Here is a 17,158-nt window from a genome sequence, read left to right on the forward strand (position 1 = left end):
TCCGACTATTCGTCAGCTGCCAGGTGTTGTTCGACCCGCTCCACCTTGGCCGTGAGCTGCCCCGTCCAGCCGGGCCTGATGTCCGCTTTGAGCACGAGGCTGACCCGCGGCGCGGTCGCCTGCACGACCTCCGTCGCCTTCTTCACCACCGCCATCACCTCGTCCCACTCGCCCTCGACCAGCGTGAACATGGCGTTGGTCTCGTTCGGCAGGCCGGACTCGCGGACCACCCGCACCGCCTGGGCGACGGCCTCGGCCACGCCGTCGGACTCACCGCCGAGCGGGCTCACACTGAACGCGACGAGCACTTCTGCCTCCTGGTCGGGGTACCCACTGGTAGCTTCGGCGCATGACGTCCCAGCCGCTGCCGTTCGACCCCATCGCGCGCGCCGCCGAGCTGTGGGAGAAGCGGATCGGACCGTCGACGGCGATGGCGGCGGTCACCAGCGTCATGCGAGTACAGCAGATCATCCAGTCCGCCGTGGACGCCGCCCTCAAGCCGCACGGGTTGACCTTCGCGCGGTTCGAGGCGCTGGTGCTGTTGACGTTCGCCCGCACGGGCAGCCTGCCGATGCGGGTCATGGGCGAGCGGCTCCAGCTGCACCCGACGAGCGTCACGAACATCGTGGACCGGCTGGAAGCCGACGGACTCGTGCGCCGCAACCCCCACCCCACCGACCGGCGCACCACCCTCGTGGAGATCACCGAGGCCGGGCACGCCCGGCGCGAGGCCGCCACCGAAGCCGTGACCGGCGTCGAGTTCGGGTTGCGCGGGCTGACCGACCGGCAGACCGAGCAGCTGACCGACCTGCTGGCGAAGGTCCGCCGCGCGGTCGGCGACTTCGAGGACTGAATCCCGGGGACCGGCTCCCGGGGACTGCGTCTCGGCGGTCGAATTCGGTCGACAGACCGCCGCCGGCCCGGCCACGCTGCACGTCGTGCGCGAGATCAGGGCTCTGGTGACGGTCGGCGACCGGTTCGTCGGCGAGGCGGAGCCGTTCTCGGTGGCCAGTCCTTGGTGGAACGACGTCGAGCCCGTGACCGCGCGCCTGGACCGGGACCTCGGCGTGACGACGAGCGTGTTGCGGCTGGTCGGGACCACCACGCCGGCCATGCGCGACGGCGTGGTGACGTACCAGGTGGAGGCCGACCGCGTGCCGGACCGCGGCCTGAGGACCGGTGGGCGGCACTCGTTCGAGGACCACCCGCTGCGGCTGCCGTGGGCGCGCCCGGGTGGGCCGGCGGCGTTGGTCGAGTGGGCGCGGGGGCACGTCGCCGTGACCGGGCCGGCGGTGCAGGTGAAGACGTGGAACCTGTCGTGCCTGTACCGGCTGCCGACCGCGCGCGGGGACGTGTGGGCGAAGGCCACGCCGCCGTTCACGGCGGACGAGGCCGAGGTGATCGGGCTGGTGGCGTCGGTCGACCCGTCGTTGGCGCCGGGGCTCATCGCGGCCGAGCCCGGTCGGGTGCTGCTCGCGGAGGCGCCGGGGGTGGACTGCTGGCAGCCGGGTGCGGACGTGGTCGAGCGGATCGTGCCGCGGTGGGTGGCGGTGCAGGCGGCGTTGGCCGGTGAGCCGCGGTTGCGGACGCGCGGGGTGCGCGTGCCGGACTTCGGGCTGCCGCAGACCCTGCTGCACGGCGACTTCCACCCGGGCAACTGGCGTTCCGGCGGTGTCGTGCTCGACTGGGGCGACGCGCACTGGGGCCACCCGGCGTTGGACGCGGCGCGGCTGATCGGGTTCGTCGCGCCGGAGTTCCGGGCGGTGGTCGAGCGCGTGTGGGTCGACGCGTGGTCGCGCCACTTCCCGTCGAGCGATCCGGCGAGCGCGCTGCGGCACGCCCGGCCGGCGTCACACCTCGTGGGCGCGCTGGTGTACCAGGAGTTCCTGGACAACATCGAGCCGAGCGAGCGCGTGTACCACCTCGGTGACCCCGAGGCGGAGTTGGCGCGGGCTCAGTCGCCGGAGGTCTGAGCCTCGGTCCCGGCCAGCCGACCGGTGCGGTTGGCCCAGCGCTCGAACACCACGGTGCCGAACGGCGGGATGCTCGCGAGCAGGCCGAGGACGAGCGTCTTGCGGTCCCAGCGGTGCGCCAGCATCAACGTCACCAGGACGTAGCCGACGAAGATCGCGCCGTGCACGGGCCCGAAGATCTTGACGCCGATCTCGTTCTCCACCACGACGTACTTGAAGAACATGCCGATCAACAGACCGGCCCACGACACCGCCTCGGCCATGGCGAGCAGGCGAAACCGACCAACAGCGCTGCTGAGCATGCCCCCATTGTGCTTCGTGACCCCCCTCACCCCACCCCCACCCCCGTCGAGAGTCCTACGTTCACGCCGCGAGAGTCCTACGTTCAGAGCCCTTGAATTCAACGCTCAGCACGCGCAGGGCAAGCCGCTGGCGACGCTGAGCGTTGAATTCGGGTGTCGTGAACGTAGGACTCTCGGCGTCTGGAGGTAGGACTCTCGCGGGGTCAGTCTTCCCAGCGGAAGATGCGGGCGGCGATGAAGCCCACGACCAGGGTGAAGGCGATCAGGACGGCGGAGGGGACGAGGAGGGCTTCCACGCCCTTGCCCCGCACCAGGACGTCCAGCATGCCGTCGTTCATGTGGCGCAACGGGAAGACGTTCGACACCGCCCGCAACCACGCCGGGGCGTTCTCCACCGGGAAGAACGTGCCCGACAGGAACGCCATCGGCATGATGATGACGTTCGCCGCGCCCGACGCCGACTCCTCCGTCTTGCAGAACGCGCCCACCAGCATCCCGATCGCGAAGAACGCCGTGGTGCCCAGCACCAGCAACGGCAGCGCCAGGTACCACTGCCCGGTCAGCTTCAGCCCGAACACCGGCAGCAGCGCCACCGCCACGAACACGACGCCCTGCACGACCGCGGTGCCCACGCTCACCACCACCCGCGACGTCAGCACGGTCGTCGTGCTCACCGGCGCCAGCCGGATCCGCCGCAGCACCTGCTTCTTGCGCCACGCCACCATGGTCAGCGCCGAGCCGAACACGCCCGAGAACGAGATCGCCCACGACAGGATGCCCGGCGTCAGGTACTGGATCGGCTTGAGCGACGCGTCCTCGACCGACTTCGCCTCCAACGTGAACCGGGGAACCACGTCCGCCGCACCCAGGTTGATCTTGTCGACCACGCCGGACACGATCCCCAGCACGGTGCCCGCCGCGACCTGGTCGCTCGCCGCGTAGATCAGCTCCACGCGATCACCGGACACCACCACGGCGGCGGGCAGGTCGCCGTCGTCCACCTTCCGCCGCGCGGCGGCCGTGTCGTCGTACTTCTCCAGCTCGATCGCGCCGGTCTGCTCCAACGTCGTCAGCACGGGCCCGTCGCCCACCGCCGCGATCTTGGTCTTGTCGCTGCCCGAGTCGCCGAGCAGCAGCCCGAACACGACGAGGAACATCAGCGGGAACAGGAAGACGAAGAACAACGTCATCCTGTCCCGCAGGAAGCCCTTGATCATCGCGACCGAGAGGCTCCGGAACGCGGTCATGCGCGGTACTCCCGTCCGGTCAGGTCGAGGAAGACGTCCTCCAACGTGGCCGTGCGCACCTGCAACCCGTCCAGGCTGCCGCGTTCGGCGAGCGCCGACAGCACCGGCGCGGGCTTGCGGGTGGAGATGGTCAACGACACCTCGTCCTCGTGCGCGTCGTCGACCCCGGTGATGCCACGCGCCGCCTCACGCGTCAGCAACCCCTTCTGCAGCACCACGTGCGTCGGCGCGTCGAGACCGCGCACCAACGTCGCGGGCGCGTCCATGGCGAGGATCCGGCCCCGGTCCATGATCGCCACGCGGTCGCACAGGATCTCGGCCTCGTCGAGGTAGTGGGTCGTGTACACGATGGTCTTGCCCCTGGCCTGGATCGCCCGCAGCACGTCCCACAGGTTGCGCCTGGCCTGCGGGTCGAGCGCGGCGGTCGGCTCGTCCAGGAAGACGAGGTCCGGGTCGTGCACGAGGGCGCACGCGATCGACAGGCGCTGGCGCTGGCCGCCGGAGAGCTTGTTCTCCTGCACGTCCGCCTTGTCGGTCAGGCCGACGAGCTCCAGCATCTCGTCGGCCGTGCGGCGGGTGACGCCGTACAGGGAGCCGAACGTCTGGAGCTGCTCACGGGCGGTCAGCTTCTCGAAGAAGCTCGACGCCTGGAGCTGCACGCCGATGCGCGGCAGCAGCTTCGGGTTGCGCGGCCACGGCTGCTCGCCGAGCAGCGTCACCTGGCCGCCGTCGGGCTTGCGCAGGCCCTCGACGATCTCCAGCGTGGTCGTCTTGCCCGCGCCGTTCGGCCCCAGGATGCCGAAGAACTCCCCCTCGGCGACGGTGAACGAGACGCCGTCCACCGCTTTCAGCTCGCCGTAGCTCTTCCTGATGTCGGCAACCACGACGGCCGGTATGCGTGCCCCTGTCATGGCTGGACGGTAAGCCGTGCCGGACGCCGCCGGTGGCGCTTCGATCCGTTCGCGACGGAAGTAGTCGTCGATCGAGACCTTCGACGCATCCCTTGGTAGCGCTGCGCACGGCCCCGATCACGAGACGTGCCCGCCCGTGCCGGGAGGGGGTGGCGCGGACTCCGGACGGGTCGCCCACGTCGCTTCCGCCGGGTCCGCGGTCAGGACGAAGTCGAGGCGCGCGCCGTCGAGCCGGTCGACGTTCAGGCGCACGTCGTCCCACGGCTGCGAGTCGACGTGGAGCGAGCGCACGTACCGGAGTTCCGACGGGTCCGCGCCGGCCGCCGTGATGGTGATGTCCCGGCCGTTCTCCAGGTGGACCACCGCCCGGTCGAACCTCGGCGCGTTCAGCACGAGGTCGCCGGTCCCGGGCGTGACCGGGTACAGGCCCAGGGCGCCGAGCACGTACCAGGCCGACATCTGGCCCAGGTCGTCGTTGCCGGTCACGCCGTTCGGCGCGTCGACGAACAACGTCTGCGCCGCCCGCACCACGGCCGAGGTCTTCCACGGCTGCCCCACCAGCGCGTACATCCACGGCACGTGCAGGTCCGGCTCGTTGTTCGGGTTGTAGCGGAACTGGTTGTAGTAGCTGTACGGCCCGACGACCCACTTCGAGCGCACCGTCCCCGCCGGGTCCGCCACCAGGTCCGGGTAGGCGAAGAAGTCGTCCAGCCGGGCGAGCGCCGCGGCACGGCCGCCGAGCAGCTCCACCAGACCGGCCACGTCCTGCTGCGCCAGCCACTGGTACTGCCACGCCGTGCCCTCGTGGAACCCGTCCGGCCCCTGCGGGGTGAACGGGGCCAGCCACCTGCCGTCGGCCAGCTTCGGCCGGGGGAAGCCGGTGAACCCGCGGTCGGCCACCGCGCGGTCCCACAGCACCCGGTAGTTCAGCCCGCGGCGGCGCAGGACCTCGGCGTCGTCCTGGCGGCCCAGCGCGCGTGCCATGATCGACAGCGCGGAGTCGGCCAGCGCGTACTCCAACGTCGCCGAAGCGCCGTGGTGCGGGTCGACGTCCTGCCCCTTCTTGCGGAAGTCCTTGTCGTACTGCACGAAGCCGTTGCGCAGGTAGGACGGGTTGCCCACCCTGCCCTCGAACGGCGACGACGCGGGCGGCACGCCGGTCGCGTTCTGCCACAGCGCCGCGTAGGCCCGCTCCTCCAGACCCGCCACCGCGCCGAACCGCCACAGGTCCACCAGGAACGGCGTGACCGGGTCGCCGGTCATGGTGTTCGTCTCCTGGTTGGCGTAGGCCCACCGGGGCAGCCAGCCGCCCTGCTCGTGGATCGCCAGCAACGACCGCGCGATGTCCTTCGCCCGTGACGGCCGCAGCAGCGCCAGCAACTGGTTCTGCGCGCGGTAGGTGTCCCAGAGCGAGAAGTACTCGTAGTACGTCCAGCCGTCGGCCGTGTGCACCTGCCCGTCGAACCCGCGGTACCGGCCGTCCACGTCGTTGCCCGTCAACGGTTGCAGCAGCACGTGGTAGAGCGCGGTGTAGAAGACCGTGCGGTCGGCGCCGGTCGAGGAGGTCTCGACGCTCGACAGCTCACGCCGCCACGCCTCCTGGGCCGCCGCGCGCACCTCGTCGAACGTCCTCCCGCGAGCCTCCCCGAGGTTCTTCGCGGCGCCGTCCGCGTCCACGTGCGAGATCGCAGTGGCCACGGTCACCGGGCCGTCCTCGAACCTCACCCACTGCCCGCGCAGCCCCGCGCCGCCCTCCGCGCCGCCCCAGTTGCCGGTGGCCTTGAACGGCCGGTCGAACGTCGTGGTGAAGTACGTCGTGTACGGCTTGCCGCCGCAGAACGCCTGCGCGACCACGGTTCCGGCCAGGGTCCGGTCGTCCACCACCCGCACGCTGCTGGCGGACACGGGCTCCTGGTCGTTCGCCTGGCCCACGTTCACCAGCACGTGCGGCGTCACCCCGGCCGGGAACGCGAACCGCTCCACCCCGGCCCGGGTCGTCGCCGTCGCCTCCGCGGTGATGCCGGACGCCAGCCGCACCCGGTAGTAGCCGGGCCGGCCGACCTCGCCCTCGTGCGTGTACGCCGCGCCGTAGGAACGGTGGTCGAAGCCGCGCGGCAGGCCGGTCGTCGGCAGGACCGACACCAGCCCGCCCTGCTCCGAGCACCCCGCGCCGGACAGGAAGAAGTGCCCGAAGCCCCGGATCACCGGGTCGTCGTAGCGGTAGCCGGCGTAGTGCGAGCCGATCGGGCTCGACTGCGCCATGCCGAACGGCATCGACGCGCCCGGGAACGTGTTCCCGTCGTCCTTCGTGCCGATGAACGTGTTCACGGACTCCACGGGGTCAGCCGTCACCGATCCACCATAGGGTCAGCCCACCGCGATGGCGACCACTTCGAGACGGCCGCGGGCGTTGACATCCGTGAACACGGGGTGTGTGATTCGGCCACTATGACAACGTTGTCCCCCAACGGCGCGGCAGGCGCCCGGAAGGTTCGGCGTGCCACGATGAACGACGTGGCACGGCTGGCGGGCGTCAGCATCAAGACCGTCTCGCGCGTGGTGAACGACGAGGCGGGGGTGCACCCGGCCACGGCCGAACGGGTGCTCGCGGCGATCGACCAGCTCGGCTTCCGGCGCAACCTCAGCGCGCGCAACCTGCGCCGGGGCTCGTCGACGGGCACGGTCGGCCTGGTGCTGGAGGACGTCGGCAACCCGTTCTACTCGGGTGTCACGCGCGCGGTCGAGGAGGTCGCCCGGCTGCGCGGGCGCCAGGTGATCACCGGCTCGTCGGACGAGGACCCGGCGCGCGAGCGCGAGCTGTCGCTGGAGTTCTGCTCACGGCGGGTGGACGGGCTGCTGATCGTGCCCGCCGGGTTGCAGCACGGGTACCTGGTGCCGGAGATGCGGGCGGGCACGCCGGTGGTGTTCCTGGACCGGCCGGCCGGTGACGTGGTCGCCGACACCGTGCTGGTGGACAACATCGGCGGCACCGCCGAGGCGGTCGCGCACCTGGCGTCGTTCGGGCACCGGCGGATCGCGTTCCTCGGCGACGCGCCGGACATCTTCACCGCCAACGAGCGCCTGCGCGGCTACCGCGAGGGCTGCCTGCGGGCCGGCATCGGCTACCACGAGCCGCTGGTCGTCATGGGCCCGCACGACGAGGAGTCGGTGCGCAAGGCGTTGCAGGGCCTGCGGAACGCCGCCGACCCGGCCACCGCCGTGGTGACCGGCAACAACCGGATCACCGTGCACGCGGTGCGCGCGTTGGCGGGCACCGCCGTGCGGCCCGCGCTCGTGGGCTTCGACGACTTCGAACTGGCCGACCTGCTGTCACCGCCGGTGACCGTGATCGCGCACGACGCGAGCGCGCTCGGCAAGGCAGCGGCGGACCTGCTCTTCGCCCGGTTGGACGGCGACGGCTCACCACCGCGCCGCGTCGTCCTGCCGGTCCGGTTGGTGGCCCGTGGATCAGGAGAGGTACCCGCATGAGTTCCGATGCCCAGCCCGTCGCGCTGGAGGCCAACCAGCCCCGGCAGTTCTACCGGGGAGGCCCGGCCATCGCGGCGTTCCGCCGGCGGGACGTGGCCGACCTGGGGCCCGAGGACTGGGTCGCGTCGGCCACCACGCAGTTCGGCAAGGACGAGGCCGGGTTGTCACGCCTGCCGGACGGGCGGTGGTTGCGCGACGCGGTGGCGGCGGACCCGGCGCTGTGGTTGGGCGCGGAGCACGCGGCGGAGTTCGGCGCGGACACCGCGCTGCTGGTGAAGCTGCTCGACGCCGGGCAGCGGCTGCCGGTGCACTGCCACCCGTCCGACGCGTTCGCGGCCACCCACCTGGGCTGCCGGCACGGCAAGACCGAGGCGTGGATCGTGATCGGCACGTCCGGCCCGGACCCGACGGTGTACATCGGTTTCCGCGAGGACGTGCCCGCCGCCGTCGCCGCCGAGTGGGTGTCCACCCAGGACTCCGCCGCCATGCTCGGCGCGCTGAACCCGGTCCGGGTCTCCCCCGGCGACACGGTGTTCGTGCCCGCCGGCGTGCCGCACGCGATCGGCGAGGGCGTGTTCATCGTCGAGCTCCAGCAGCCGACGGACTTCTCGGTCACGTTGGAGTGGCGGGGCTTCCTGGCCGACGCCGAGGCCGGGCACCTCGGCCTGGGCTACGACAAGGCGTTGGAGTGCCTGGAGCGCCGCGCCCAGTCGCCCGGCGACCTCGTGCGCCGGACCCAGGCGCTCACCGGGCCGTCGGTGGCCCTGTTCGACGCCCAGGCCGACCCGTTCTTCCGCGCCGACCGGCTGCACGTGTCCGGCACGGCGGCGCTGGAGCCCTCGTTCGGCGTGTTCGTGGTGCTGGAGGGCGCCGGCACGCTGGGTCCCGTCGCGGTGCACCGGGGCAGCACGGTGGTCGTGCCGCACGCGGCGGGTGAGGTCGTGGTGACCGGCGACGTGGTCGCCGTCCGGTGCAGGCCGCCATCGGTGTCGAGCCCCGGGAGCTGAGCGCATGGCGTTACCCCTGTTGGACGCACGGGAGTTGGTGAAGCACTACGGGAACGTGGAGGCGTTGCGCGGCGCCTCGTTCACCGCGCACGCGGGCGAGGTGGTCGCGCTCGTCGGCGACAACGGCGCGGGCAAGTCGACGCTGGTGAAGTGCCTGTCCGGGGTGGCGCGGCCGGACTCGGGGACCATCCTGTTCGACGGCGCGCCGGTCGCGCTGGGCTCGCCGGCGTCCGCACGGGCGCTCGGCATCGAGACCGTGTACCAGGACCTGGCCGTGGCGCCGGACCTGGACCCGGCGGCGAACCTGTTCCTGGGCCGGGAGCTGCGCCGCCCCGGCCTGCTCGGCAGGCTCGGCGTGCTGGACGGGCGGGAGATGCGGCGGCGGGCGGTGGCCTCGTTCCACGACCTCGGCGTGTCGCTGCCGGACGTGGACGTGCCGATCGGCGCGCTGTCGGGTGGCCAGCGCCAGAGCGTCGCGGTGGCCCGGTCGGTGGTGTGGGCGAGCCGGTTGGTGTTCCTGGACGAGCCGACCGCGGCGTTGGGCGTGGTGCAGCGCGAACGGGTCCTCGACGTGCTGCGGCGGGTGCGCGACCAGGGCATGGCGGTGGTGCTGATCAGCCACAACATGCCCGAGGTGCTGGCCGTGGCGGACCGGGTCGAGGTGCTGCGGCTCGGTCGGCGGGTGGCCCGGTTCGACGCGGCGGCCACCACGGTCGAGGAGTTGGTCGGCGCGATGACCGGCGCGTCGACCCAGGAGGACGCGTGAAGCCGCGCACCGGCCTGCGACGCCTGGCCGGCGCGAACACGTTGTGGATCGCGGTGGTGCTGCTGGTGCTGGTCGCGGTGTTCGGCGCGCTGCGGCCGGACGCGGTGCTGACCGCGTTCACGTTGCAGACGACGCTGGTCGAGACCTCGGTGCTGCTGGTGCTGTCGGTCGGCATGACGTACGTGGTCGTCACCGCCGGGATCGACCTGTCCGTCGGCTCGGTGCTGGTGTTCTCCGGCGTCACGTCCGCCATGGCGATGAACGCCCTGCACGACGGCGACGCGACCACCGCCGGGTGGGGTGTGGTGCTGGTCGGGCTGCTGGTGGCCTTGGCGTCCGGCGCGGCGTGGGGTCTGGTGAACGGCCTGCTCATCGCCCGCACCGGCCTCCCGCCGCTGATCGTGACGCTCGGGTCGTTCGGCGCGGCGCTCGGGGCCGGGCAGCTCCTCTCCGACGGCTCCAACGTGGCCGGCGTGCCGGACGTGCTCAGCGACACCCTGGGCGCCGGCACGTGGTTCGGCGTGCCCAACCTGGTGCTGGTGGCCGCCGCGGTGACGGCGGTGGGCGCGCTGGTGCTGGGCACGACGGTGTTCGGGCGGCACACGTACGCCATCGGCTCGAACGAGGAGGCGGCACGCCGCGCGGGCATCCCGGTGACCCGCCACCTGGTCCGGGTGTACCTGCTGGCGGGCGTGCTGGCGGGACTGGCCGGGTTCATGGCGCTGGCCTACTTCCGGGTCGCGTCGATCACCGGGCACGACACCGACAACCTCAACGCCATCGCCGCCGTGGTGCTCGGCGGCACCAGCCTGTTCGGCGGCGCGGGGTCGGTGGTCGGCACGGTGCTCGGGGTGTTCATCCCGGCCGTGCTGCGCAAGGGGTTCGTGATCGTCGGCGTGAACGTGTACTGGCAGCCGATCGCGGTGGCGCTGGTCCTGGTGGCGGCCGTGTGGTTCGACCAGTCGCGGCGAAGGGCTCGCGACAAGCGCTAGGGAGAGGGAGAACATGTCAAGGACGACGGTTGCTCTTGTCTCGGCGGCTCTGCTGCTCACGGCTTGCGGTGGCGGTGGGCGGATCGGCGACACCGGCGGCGCGGGTGACGCGAAGGAGCTGGTGCTGATCCCCGGTGTGACCGCGGAGCCGTTCTACACCTCGATGGAGTGCGGTGTCCGGGAGGCGGCCTCGGCGGCGGGCTACTCGGTCGACGTGCAGGCGCCGGCGAAGTTCGACGCCACCTTGCAGACGCCGATCGTGACCGGCGTGCTGGCGAACAAGCCCGGCGCGGTGCTCATCGCGCCGACCGACGACAAGGCCATGGCCGGGCCGATGCGGCAGCTCAAGGACGCCGGGATCGAGGTCGTCGAGGTCGACACCAGGCTGGTGGACACGTCGATCGCCGTGTCCACCATCTCGTCGGACAACGAGCAGGGCGGCCGGCTGGCCGCGCGGACGCTCGCCGGGCTGGTCGGCGGCGAACCCGGTTCGGTGCTGGTGCTGAACACCAAGGCCGGCACGTCGACCACGGACGCGCGGGCCGCCGGGTTCGAGGAGGAGATCGCGAAGCACCCGAACCTGAGGTACGTCGGGCAGCAGTACACCGACAACGAACCGGACCAGGCGGCGTCCAAGGTGACCGCCACGCTGTCCGCCAACCCGGACCTGATCGGGGTGTTCGCGACGAACCTGAACACGGGCGAGGGCGCGGCGACCGGGTTGCGCAACGCGGGCAGGACCGGCGCGGTGAACCTGGTCGGGTTCGACGCCTCGCCCAAGCAGGTGGCGGACCTGCGGGGCGGCGCGGTGCAGGCGCTGATCGCGCAGGACCCGGCGACCATCGGCCGCACCGGCGTCGAGCAGGCCGTCGCGGCGCTGGAGGGCAAGCCGGTGCGGAGGGACGTCGAGACCGACCTGGTCGCCCTGACCAAGGCGGACGTGGAGGCCGGCTCGGAGTACTTCTACAAGCAGCGCTGCTGACCCGGTGGGTCGGTGGCCGGGACACCGGTCACCGACCCGTCGAGCGCCGACGGCTACCGGACCTCCGCCTCGGCGAACTCGCGGAAACCACGCGGCGGGCGGCCGGTGACGCGTTCGACGGTGTCGGTCACCCGGTCCTCCGCGCCGGCGGCGATGTCGGTGTCGAGCGCGGCGAGCACGGCGGCGTACGCGGCGGGCATGCCGTGCCGGACGAAGCGCTCGGCCAGTTCTCCCGCGGTGACGGCCCGGTGGCGCACCGGCCTGCCGAGCTGCCGCGCGACGATCGCGGCGGCGTCGGCGTAGCCCAGCGCCTCGGGACCGGTCAGGACGTGCTCGGTGTCGTGCGGGGCCTCGTCCGCCAGCGCGTGCCCGGCGACGGCGGCGATGTCCCCCGCGTCGACGAACGCCACCCGGCCCGCACCGGTCGCCGTGACGATCTCGCCGCCACGCGCGTCCTGGGCCAGGGGGCCGTCCCCGGCGAAGTTCTGCATGAACCACGACGGCCGCAGCACCGCCCACTCGGGCACGACGGCGCGGACCAGGCGGTGCACCTCGCCCAGCCCCGGCCCGCCCTCCGGCACCGCGGACGAGCTGAGCAGCACCACCCGTCGGACGCCCTGCCGCACGGCTTCGGCCAGGAAGGGCTCCACCGACGCGACGGGGTCGGCACTCGCGAGCGGCGCGACGAGGTAGACCGCCGACACCCCGCGCAACGCGGGGGCGTGCGTCTCCCGGTCCGCCCAGTCGAACCGCACCTGCCCGGGCAGCCTCGGCGTGCGAGTCGCCCGGCGGACCGGGACACCGCGCCGGGCCAGGAACGCGGCGACCCTGGAACCGGTGGTGCCGGTCGCGCCGAGCACCAGGAAGTCAGGCACCCGGGCCACCCGCGAACGCGGCGGTCAACCGGTCCGGACCACCCAGGGCCTCGGCCGCGGCCACCGAGTTCCAGTAGTCGCGGTAGTGCCGGATCTCGCCGTCCCGCACCGTGACCACGGCGATGTAGCGCAACCGGTAGGGCCGCCCGGTGGCGACCACGAACCCGACCGCCTCCATCTCGACGACCACCACCGCGGGGTCGGCGGTGCGGTGCACGACCTTGTCGGCGATCTCCCGCACGTCGAGCAGGTCCGGGTAGCCGCGCAGGTACTCGTGCACCGCCGCGCGGCCTGCCACGAGCGCCGGGTACCCGGGCGGCGCGAACGGGAACTCGATCACACCGGTCTCCGCCCACAGCCCGGCGAAGGCCGTCATGTCCTTGGCGAGCAGGTGGTCCAGGGCGCGGTCGACCACGTCAGCGGCGTTCACTCGGTACTCCTCAGCGTTTGGACGATACGGTCCCGTCCCGTCGAACGTAGCACGGGACGGTACCGTCCCGTCCACTTGTTAGAATCGCCACCATGAGCCCTCGCACGCCCACCGGCGCGGCCGTGCTGCAACCCGCCGTCACGGAGGCCATCGCCCAAGCGGTGCTGACCGAGCTCGCCGAGCACGGCTACGCCCGGCTGTCGATGGAAGCCGTCGCGAAACGGGCCGGCGTCGGCAAGAGCGCGCTCTACCGCCGTTGGCCGTCCAAGCAGGAGATGGCGACCTCGGTGATCTCCGAGGCGACCGCGGCGCAGGCACCGCCGACGACGGACACCGGCTCGCTGCGCGGCGACCTGCGCGAGACCGTGCACGCGCTCATGGCCTGGCTGGCGCACCCGCTGTTCTCGCGGATCCTGCCCGACCTGGTGGCCGAGATGGCGCGCAACCCGGAACTGGGCGACGTCGTCGACGCCGTGGTCTGCGGGCCGCGACGGCAACTCGCCGCCACGATGTTCCGCCGGGCCGTCGAACGCGGTGAGCTGCGCCCGGACCTCGACCTGGAGATCGCGCTCGACCTGTTCGCCGCGGCGGTCTACTGGCGGCTCACCGTCCGGGCCTCGCGGGCGGAACCGGGCTACGTCGACGAGCTCGTCGACACGGTCCTGCGCGGCATCGGCGCGTGATCGGGCGGGCGAGCCCCTAGAGGTACTTGTTGGCCAGCTCCGAGTACTCCTTCTCCAGGTCGTCGGCCAGGTAGGCGACGTACGCCCAGGGCACGTCGTGCACGTGGTCGCGCATGCCGAGCAGGTGGCGCTTCGCCCGGGGCGCGTCGTCGGCCAGGGCGAAGGCCGCCGCGAACAGGTTGTGGGCCTGCAACGCGCGCGGGTGGGGCTTGGCCGGGGCCGAGTCCCACTTGTCCGCGGCCGTGGCGATCTCGTCGCGGTGCCGGGTGAAGTAGCGCATCTTCAACGTGGCGATCTTCAACGCCGACCGCGCCTGCACCGCGTCCTCGAACTGCTCCAGGAAGATCTCGAAGTGCGCCAGCGGCAGCATGGCCACCACCGGGTCGCCGGGCGGCGCGGCGTCGACGCTGCCCTGCGCGAACGCCATCATCTCCTCGGCCGAGCCGCCCCACTTCGACGCCAGGATCTGCAACCGGGTCCAGTGCGCCGGATACAGCGACGCGCACCGCGCCACGATCTCCCGCCACACCTCGTCCTTCTGGTCCCGGTCGACCTGCAACCCGAGGCCCGCGGTCTGCAACTGCGCCCACGGCACGGCGTCGCGCGGCAGGAGCTTCGCGGCCTCGTGCAGCGGGCCGACGGCCTTGCGCAGCGTGCCGAAGAAGACCTTGAACCGGTCCTTGCCGACGCTGTCGGCCCGGCCCGAGCCGCGGATCGCCCACGCCTCCCGGATGAACGCCGTGCCGGCCAGCAGCCACAGGTCCGGGTCCGTGTTGTTCTTCGCCAGCTCCAGCAGCTCGTCCGCGTGGCCGATGGCGTGCTCGCCGAGCACCTCGGCCCGCAGCGCCCGCACCTCGGGGTCGTCACGGCACTCCGCGAGCACCGTGGTCGCCGCCCTCAGGTGGCCCGCGTCCATCTCCTCCGCCGCGATGTCCAGGATCGCGTCGTCGTAAGTGTGGTCCCGCACCACTTCACGGGCGATCGCGGCAGGCCGCTTCCTCCGGAAAATCCCCACTCCAGCGACCTTACTTTCCTCCGAGCCCGAGTGGCCTAAGTCTTTCGTAGAGCCGAACAGGGCCTTCCTGCGGTTGCTCCCAGCGTACGTGCGCGGTGGACCGCGGTCCTCGACGGAGGGGACCGCGCGCGAGCGGGAACAGCCATCGCCGAGGTCGCGCCCCTGGTCGGCACGGCCCTGCCGACGTGCGCGCGGGCCGAGCCGCGGCAGGAGCTAGAGCCCGCCGGCCTGCCGCCGGCGCGCGGCGTAGACACCGGCCTCGGTCCGGCGGTCGAAGCCGAGCTTGTGCAACAGCGAGGAGACGTAGTTCTTGACCGTCTTCTCGGCCAGGAACAGCCGGTTCGCGATCTGCCGGTTGGTCAGGCCCTCGGCGATCAGGTCGAGGATCCGCCGCTCCTGCGGGCTCAACGACGCGTAGCGCGGGTCCTCGACCGGTCCGCCGCGCAGCCGTTGCAGCACGGTCGCGGTCACGCCCGAGTGCAGCAGCGAGCCGCCCGCCGCCAGGGTGCGGATCGCGGACACCAGGTCGTTGCCGGAGACCTGCTTGAGCATGTACCCGGCCGCGCCCGCCATGATCGCGCCGAACAACGCCTCGTCGTCCGAGTACGAGGTCAGCATCAGGCACGCGGGCGGCGGCTGGACCGTCGAGCGGATCTCCCGGCACACGGTCACGCCGTCGCCGTCGGGCAGCCGCACGTCGATCACGGCCACGTCCGGCTTGTGGAACGCGGCGGCGGACACGGCGGCGGCAGCGCTCTCCGCCTCGCCGACCACCTCGATGTCCGACTCGACGGCCAGCAGCTGCTGCAACCCGCGCCGGACGATCTCGTGGTCGTCCACCAGTAGCACCGAGATGGACATGGACCTCCCCCTACACCGATACCAACGGCACGGACCACGTCAGCGTTACACCCCGGCCCTCGGCCGACTCGACCTCGCACGAACCGTCCCACCTCGCGGCGCGCGCCGCCATGTTCACCAGGCCGCCCGTGTGCCTGGTCCGACCGGGCGGCAGGCCCTCGCCGTCGTCGCGCACGACCAGCCGCAGGCTCGTCGCCGCCCGGTCCACCACCACCTCGACCCGGACGTCCGTCGCCGACGCGTGCCGGGCGGCGTTGGCCAGCGCCTCGCGCAACGTGGCCAGCAGGTCCGGCCGCACGTGGTCGGGCACCACCGAGTCGATCGGGCCGTCCATCGCGAGCGCGGGCTCGAAGCCGAGCAGCCTGGCCGACTCCTGCACCACCTTCATCAGCTGGGCGCGCAGGTCGGCCGCGCCGGCGGGCGGCTCCTGGAGCGAGAAGATGGTGCGCCGGATCTCCCGGATGGTCTGGTCGACCTCGGTGACGAAGTCGGCCAGCCGCTGCGCCACCATCGGCTGCTCCACCAGCCCGTTCATGCTCTGCAACCCGAGGCCGAGCCCGAACAGCCGCTGCACCACCAGGTCGTGCAGGTCGCGGGCGATCCGGTCGCGGTCCTCCAGCACGGCCAGCCGCCGTCCCGCGCCGGTCGCCCTGGTGAACTCCAGGACCAGCGCGGCCTGCCGGGCGAACGACTCGACCAGCGCCACGTCCGACGCGTCGAACGCCCGCTGCTCACGCGCGCGCGCCACCATCAGCACGCCGAGCACCCGTTGCCCGGCGGCCAGCGGCGCGAACACCACCGGCCCGATCCGGGTCTGGCCGGGCAGCCCGTCGAGCACCTTGGCCTTGCCGGTGTCGAACACCTCGCGGGCCGGGCCGCCCTCGCCGGACGCGCTGAACCCGCGCACCTCGCCGTCCACCACCCGCACGGCCAGCTCGCCCTGCACGTCGGGCAGCGCCAGCAGCGCGTTCACGCCGTCCGCGGCCAGCCGGGCGCGCACCGCGACCAGGCGCAGCGCGTCGCGGTCCGGGGTGCCGGTGAGCAGCGCGTTCGTCACCTCGTTCGACGCGCGCAGCCACACCTCCCGCTGCTGCGACTGCGCGTAGAGCCGCGCGTTCTCGATCGCGATGCCCGCCGCCGCGGCCACCGCCACCACGAGCTCGCGGTCGGCGCGGGTGAAGTCGGCGCCGTCGGCCTTGTCGCTGAGGTAGAGGTTGCCGAACACCGCGCCGCGCACGTGCACCGGCACGCCGAGGAAGCCGGGACCGGACGGGTCGAACGTCGTCGCCTCCGACCCGGTCTTCTCGAAGTCGGTGTTGTGGTGGCCGTCGTCGTAGGTGAACTCCAGCAGCTGCCGGTTCGGCCCCACCACGGCCAGCGCGCCGTACCGGGCGCCGACCAGGCCGCACGAGGACTCCACGATGCGCCGCAGCACGTCGGGCAGCGACAGGTCGCTGGCCAGCGAGACGACCGCGGACAGCAGCCGGTGCAGCCGCTCCTGCGAGACGACCACCTCGGTGGTGCGGTCGGTCAGCTCGCGCAGCAGGCCGTCCAGCCGCGTCGCGGCGTTCGCGTCCGGGGATCCGGCCACCCGAGACCACCCTCCGGTTCGGAGGTTCCGAGGT

18 protein-coding genes are annotated in these 17,158 nt (G+C 72.5%); 8 read left to right on the top strand and 10 right to left on the bottom strand.

Annotation, left to right across the window (positions count from 1 at the left end):
- Positions 1–5: 5 nt before the first annotated feature.
- Positions 6–308, bottom strand: a complete 303-nt coding sequence (locus ACQPYE_RS34770) for an MTH1187 family thiamine-binding protein (protein ID WP_230567847.1) — start codon at positions 306–308, stop codon at positions 6–8.
- A gap of 41 nt (positions 309–349) precedes the next feature.
- Between ACQPYE_RS34770 and ACQPYE_RS34775 the strand changes: the two genes are divergently transcribed.
- On the top strand, positions 350–853 hold the full coding sequence (locus tag ACQPYE_RS34775) for a MarR family winged helix-turn-helix transcriptional regulator (RefSeq protein ID WP_053721863.1): 504 nt from the start codon (positions 350–352) through the stop codon (positions 851–853).
- A gap of 85 nt (positions 854–938) precedes the next feature.
- Positions 939–1,973 (top strand): phosphotransferase, encoded by a 1,035-nt coding sequence (locus tag ACQPYE_RS34780; RefSeq protein WP_498717334.1) that lies wholly within the window; start codon positions 939–941, stop codon positions 1,971–1,973.
- On the opposite strand, the gene ACQPYE_RS34785 is transcribed toward ACQPYE_RS34780, so the two are convergent.
- From ACQPYE_RS34785 to ACQPYE_RS34800, 4 genes are all read right to left on the bottom strand, one after another.
- On the bottom strand, positions 1,955–2,275 hold the full coding sequence (locus ACQPYE_RS34785; protein WP_498717335.1) for a DUF3817 domain-containing protein: 321 nt from the start codon (positions 2,273–2,275) through the stop codon (positions 1,955–1,957). The two genes, ACQPYE_RS34780 and ACQPYE_RS34785, sit on opposite strands and share 19 nt — an antisense overlap.
- A gap of 203 nt (positions 2,276–2,478) precedes the next feature.
- The gene (locus ACQPYE_RS34790) at positions 2,479–3,522 is read right to left on the bottom strand and encodes an ABC transporter permease (protein WP_498717336.1); all 1,044 of its coding nucleotides are present in this window, start codon (positions 3,520–3,522) and stop codon (positions 2,479–2,481) included.
- Positions 3,519–4,433, bottom strand: a complete 915-nt coding sequence (locus ACQPYE_RS34795) for an ABC transporter ATP-binding protein (RefSeq protein WP_498717337.1) — start codon at positions 4,431–4,433, stop codon at positions 3,519–3,521. The genes ACQPYE_RS34790 and ACQPYE_RS34795 overlap by 4 nt, the downstream gene beginning before the upstream one ends.
- 117 nt (positions 4,434–4,550) lie before the next feature.
- A complete protein-coding gene (locus ACQPYE_RS34800; protein ID WP_498717338.1) occupies positions 4,551–6,785 on the bottom strand; it encodes a GH92 family glycosyl hydrolase in 2,235 nt (744 codons plus the stop codon).
- Positions 6,786–6,938: 153 nt separating this feature from the next.
- Between ACQPYE_RS34800 and ACQPYE_RS34805 the strand changes: the two genes are divergently transcribed.
- The 5 genes from ACQPYE_RS34805 to ACQPYE_RS34825 are packed head-to-tail and all read left to right on the top strand — an operon-like array spanning position 6,939 to position 11,669.
- Complete coding sequence (locus ACQPYE_RS34805) at positions 6,939–7,922, top strand: LacI family DNA-binding transcriptional regulator (protein WP_498717339.1); 984 nt, start codon at positions 6,939–6,941, stop codon at positions 7,920–7,922.
- Positions 7,919–8,929 (top strand): class I mannose-6-phosphate isomerase, encoded by a 1,011-nt coding sequence (locus tag ACQPYE_RS34810; RefSeq protein WP_498717340.1) that lies wholly within the window; start codon positions 7,919–7,921, stop codon positions 8,927–8,929. The genes ACQPYE_RS34805 and ACQPYE_RS34810 overlap by 4 nt, the downstream gene beginning before the upstream one ends.
- A gap of 4 nt (positions 8,930–8,933) precedes the next feature.
- Entirely contained in the window at positions 8,934–9,695 is a 762-nt protein-coding gene (locus tag ACQPYE_RS34815; protein ID WP_498717341.1) for an ATP-binding cassette domain-containing protein, read from the top strand.
- Positions 9,692–10,687, top strand: coding sequence for an ABC transporter permease (locus tag ACQPYE_RS34820; RefSeq protein ID WP_498717342.1), 996 nt, complete (start codon positions 9,692–9,694; stop codon positions 10,685–10,687). The genes ACQPYE_RS34815 and ACQPYE_RS34820 overlap by 4 nt, the downstream gene beginning before the upstream one ends.
- 13 nt (positions 10,688–10,700) lie before the next feature.
- Positions 10,701–11,669, top strand: a complete 969-nt coding sequence (locus ACQPYE_RS34825) for an ABC transporter substrate-binding protein (protein WP_498717343.1) — start codon at positions 10,701–10,703, stop codon at positions 11,667–11,669.
- Positions 11,670–11,722: 53 nt separating this feature from the next.
- On the opposite strand, the gene ACQPYE_RS34830 is transcribed toward ACQPYE_RS34825, so the two are convergent.
- Both ACQPYE_RS34830 and ACQPYE_RS34835 read right to left on the bottom strand, forming a co-directional pair.
- On the bottom strand, positions 11,723–12,544 hold the full coding sequence (locus ACQPYE_RS34830) for an NAD(P)H-binding protein (protein ID WP_498717344.1): 822 nt from the start codon (positions 12,542–12,544) through the stop codon (positions 11,723–11,725).
- Positions 12,537–12,974 (bottom strand): nuclear transport factor 2 family protein, encoded by a 438-nt coding sequence (locus tag ACQPYE_RS34835; protein WP_498717345.1) that lies wholly within the window; start codon positions 12,972–12,974, stop codon positions 12,537–12,539. Before ACQPYE_RS34835 ends, ACQPYE_RS34830 begins: the two co-directional genes overlap by 8 nt.
- A 92-nt stretch (positions 12,975–13,066) precedes the next feature.
- Between ACQPYE_RS34835 and ACQPYE_RS34840 the strand changes: the two genes are divergently transcribed.
- Positions 13,067–13,657, top strand: coding sequence for a TetR/AcrR family transcriptional regulator (locus ACQPYE_RS34840; protein ID WP_498717346.1), 591 nt, complete (start codon positions 13,067–13,069; stop codon positions 13,655–13,657).
- 16 nt (positions 13,658–13,673) lie between these two features.
- On the opposite strand, the gene ACQPYE_RS34845 is transcribed toward ACQPYE_RS34840, so the two are convergent.
- The 3 genes from ACQPYE_RS34845 to ACQPYE_RS34855 all read right to left on the bottom strand — a co-directional run bounded on the left by ACQPYE_RS34845 (position 13,674) and on the right by ACQPYE_RS34855 (position 17,124).
- The gene (locus tag ACQPYE_RS34845) at positions 13,674–14,672 is read right to left on the bottom strand and encodes a hypothetical protein (protein WP_498717347.1); all 999 of its coding nucleotides are present in this window, start codon (positions 14,670–14,672) and stop codon (positions 13,674–13,676) included.
- Positions 14,673–14,885: 213 nt separating this feature from the next.
- The gene (locus tag ACQPYE_RS34850; RefSeq protein WP_498717348.1) at positions 14,886–15,533 is read right to left on the bottom strand and encodes a response regulator; all 648 of its coding nucleotides are present in this window, start codon (positions 15,531–15,533) and stop codon (positions 14,886–14,888) included.
- A gap of 10 nt (positions 15,534–15,543) precedes the next feature.
- On the bottom strand, positions 15,544–17,124 hold the full coding sequence (locus ACQPYE_RS34855) for a sensor histidine kinase (RefSeq protein ID WP_498717349.1): 1,581 nt from the start codon (positions 17,122–17,124) through the stop codon (positions 15,544–15,546).
- Between the last annotated feature and the right edge of the window lie 34 nt (positions 17,125–17,158).

This window comes from Actinosynnema sp. CA-299493, assembly GCF_050946825.1.
Lineage (GTDB): Bacteria > Actinomycetota > Actinomycetes > Mycobacteriales > Pseudonocardiaceae > Actinosynnema.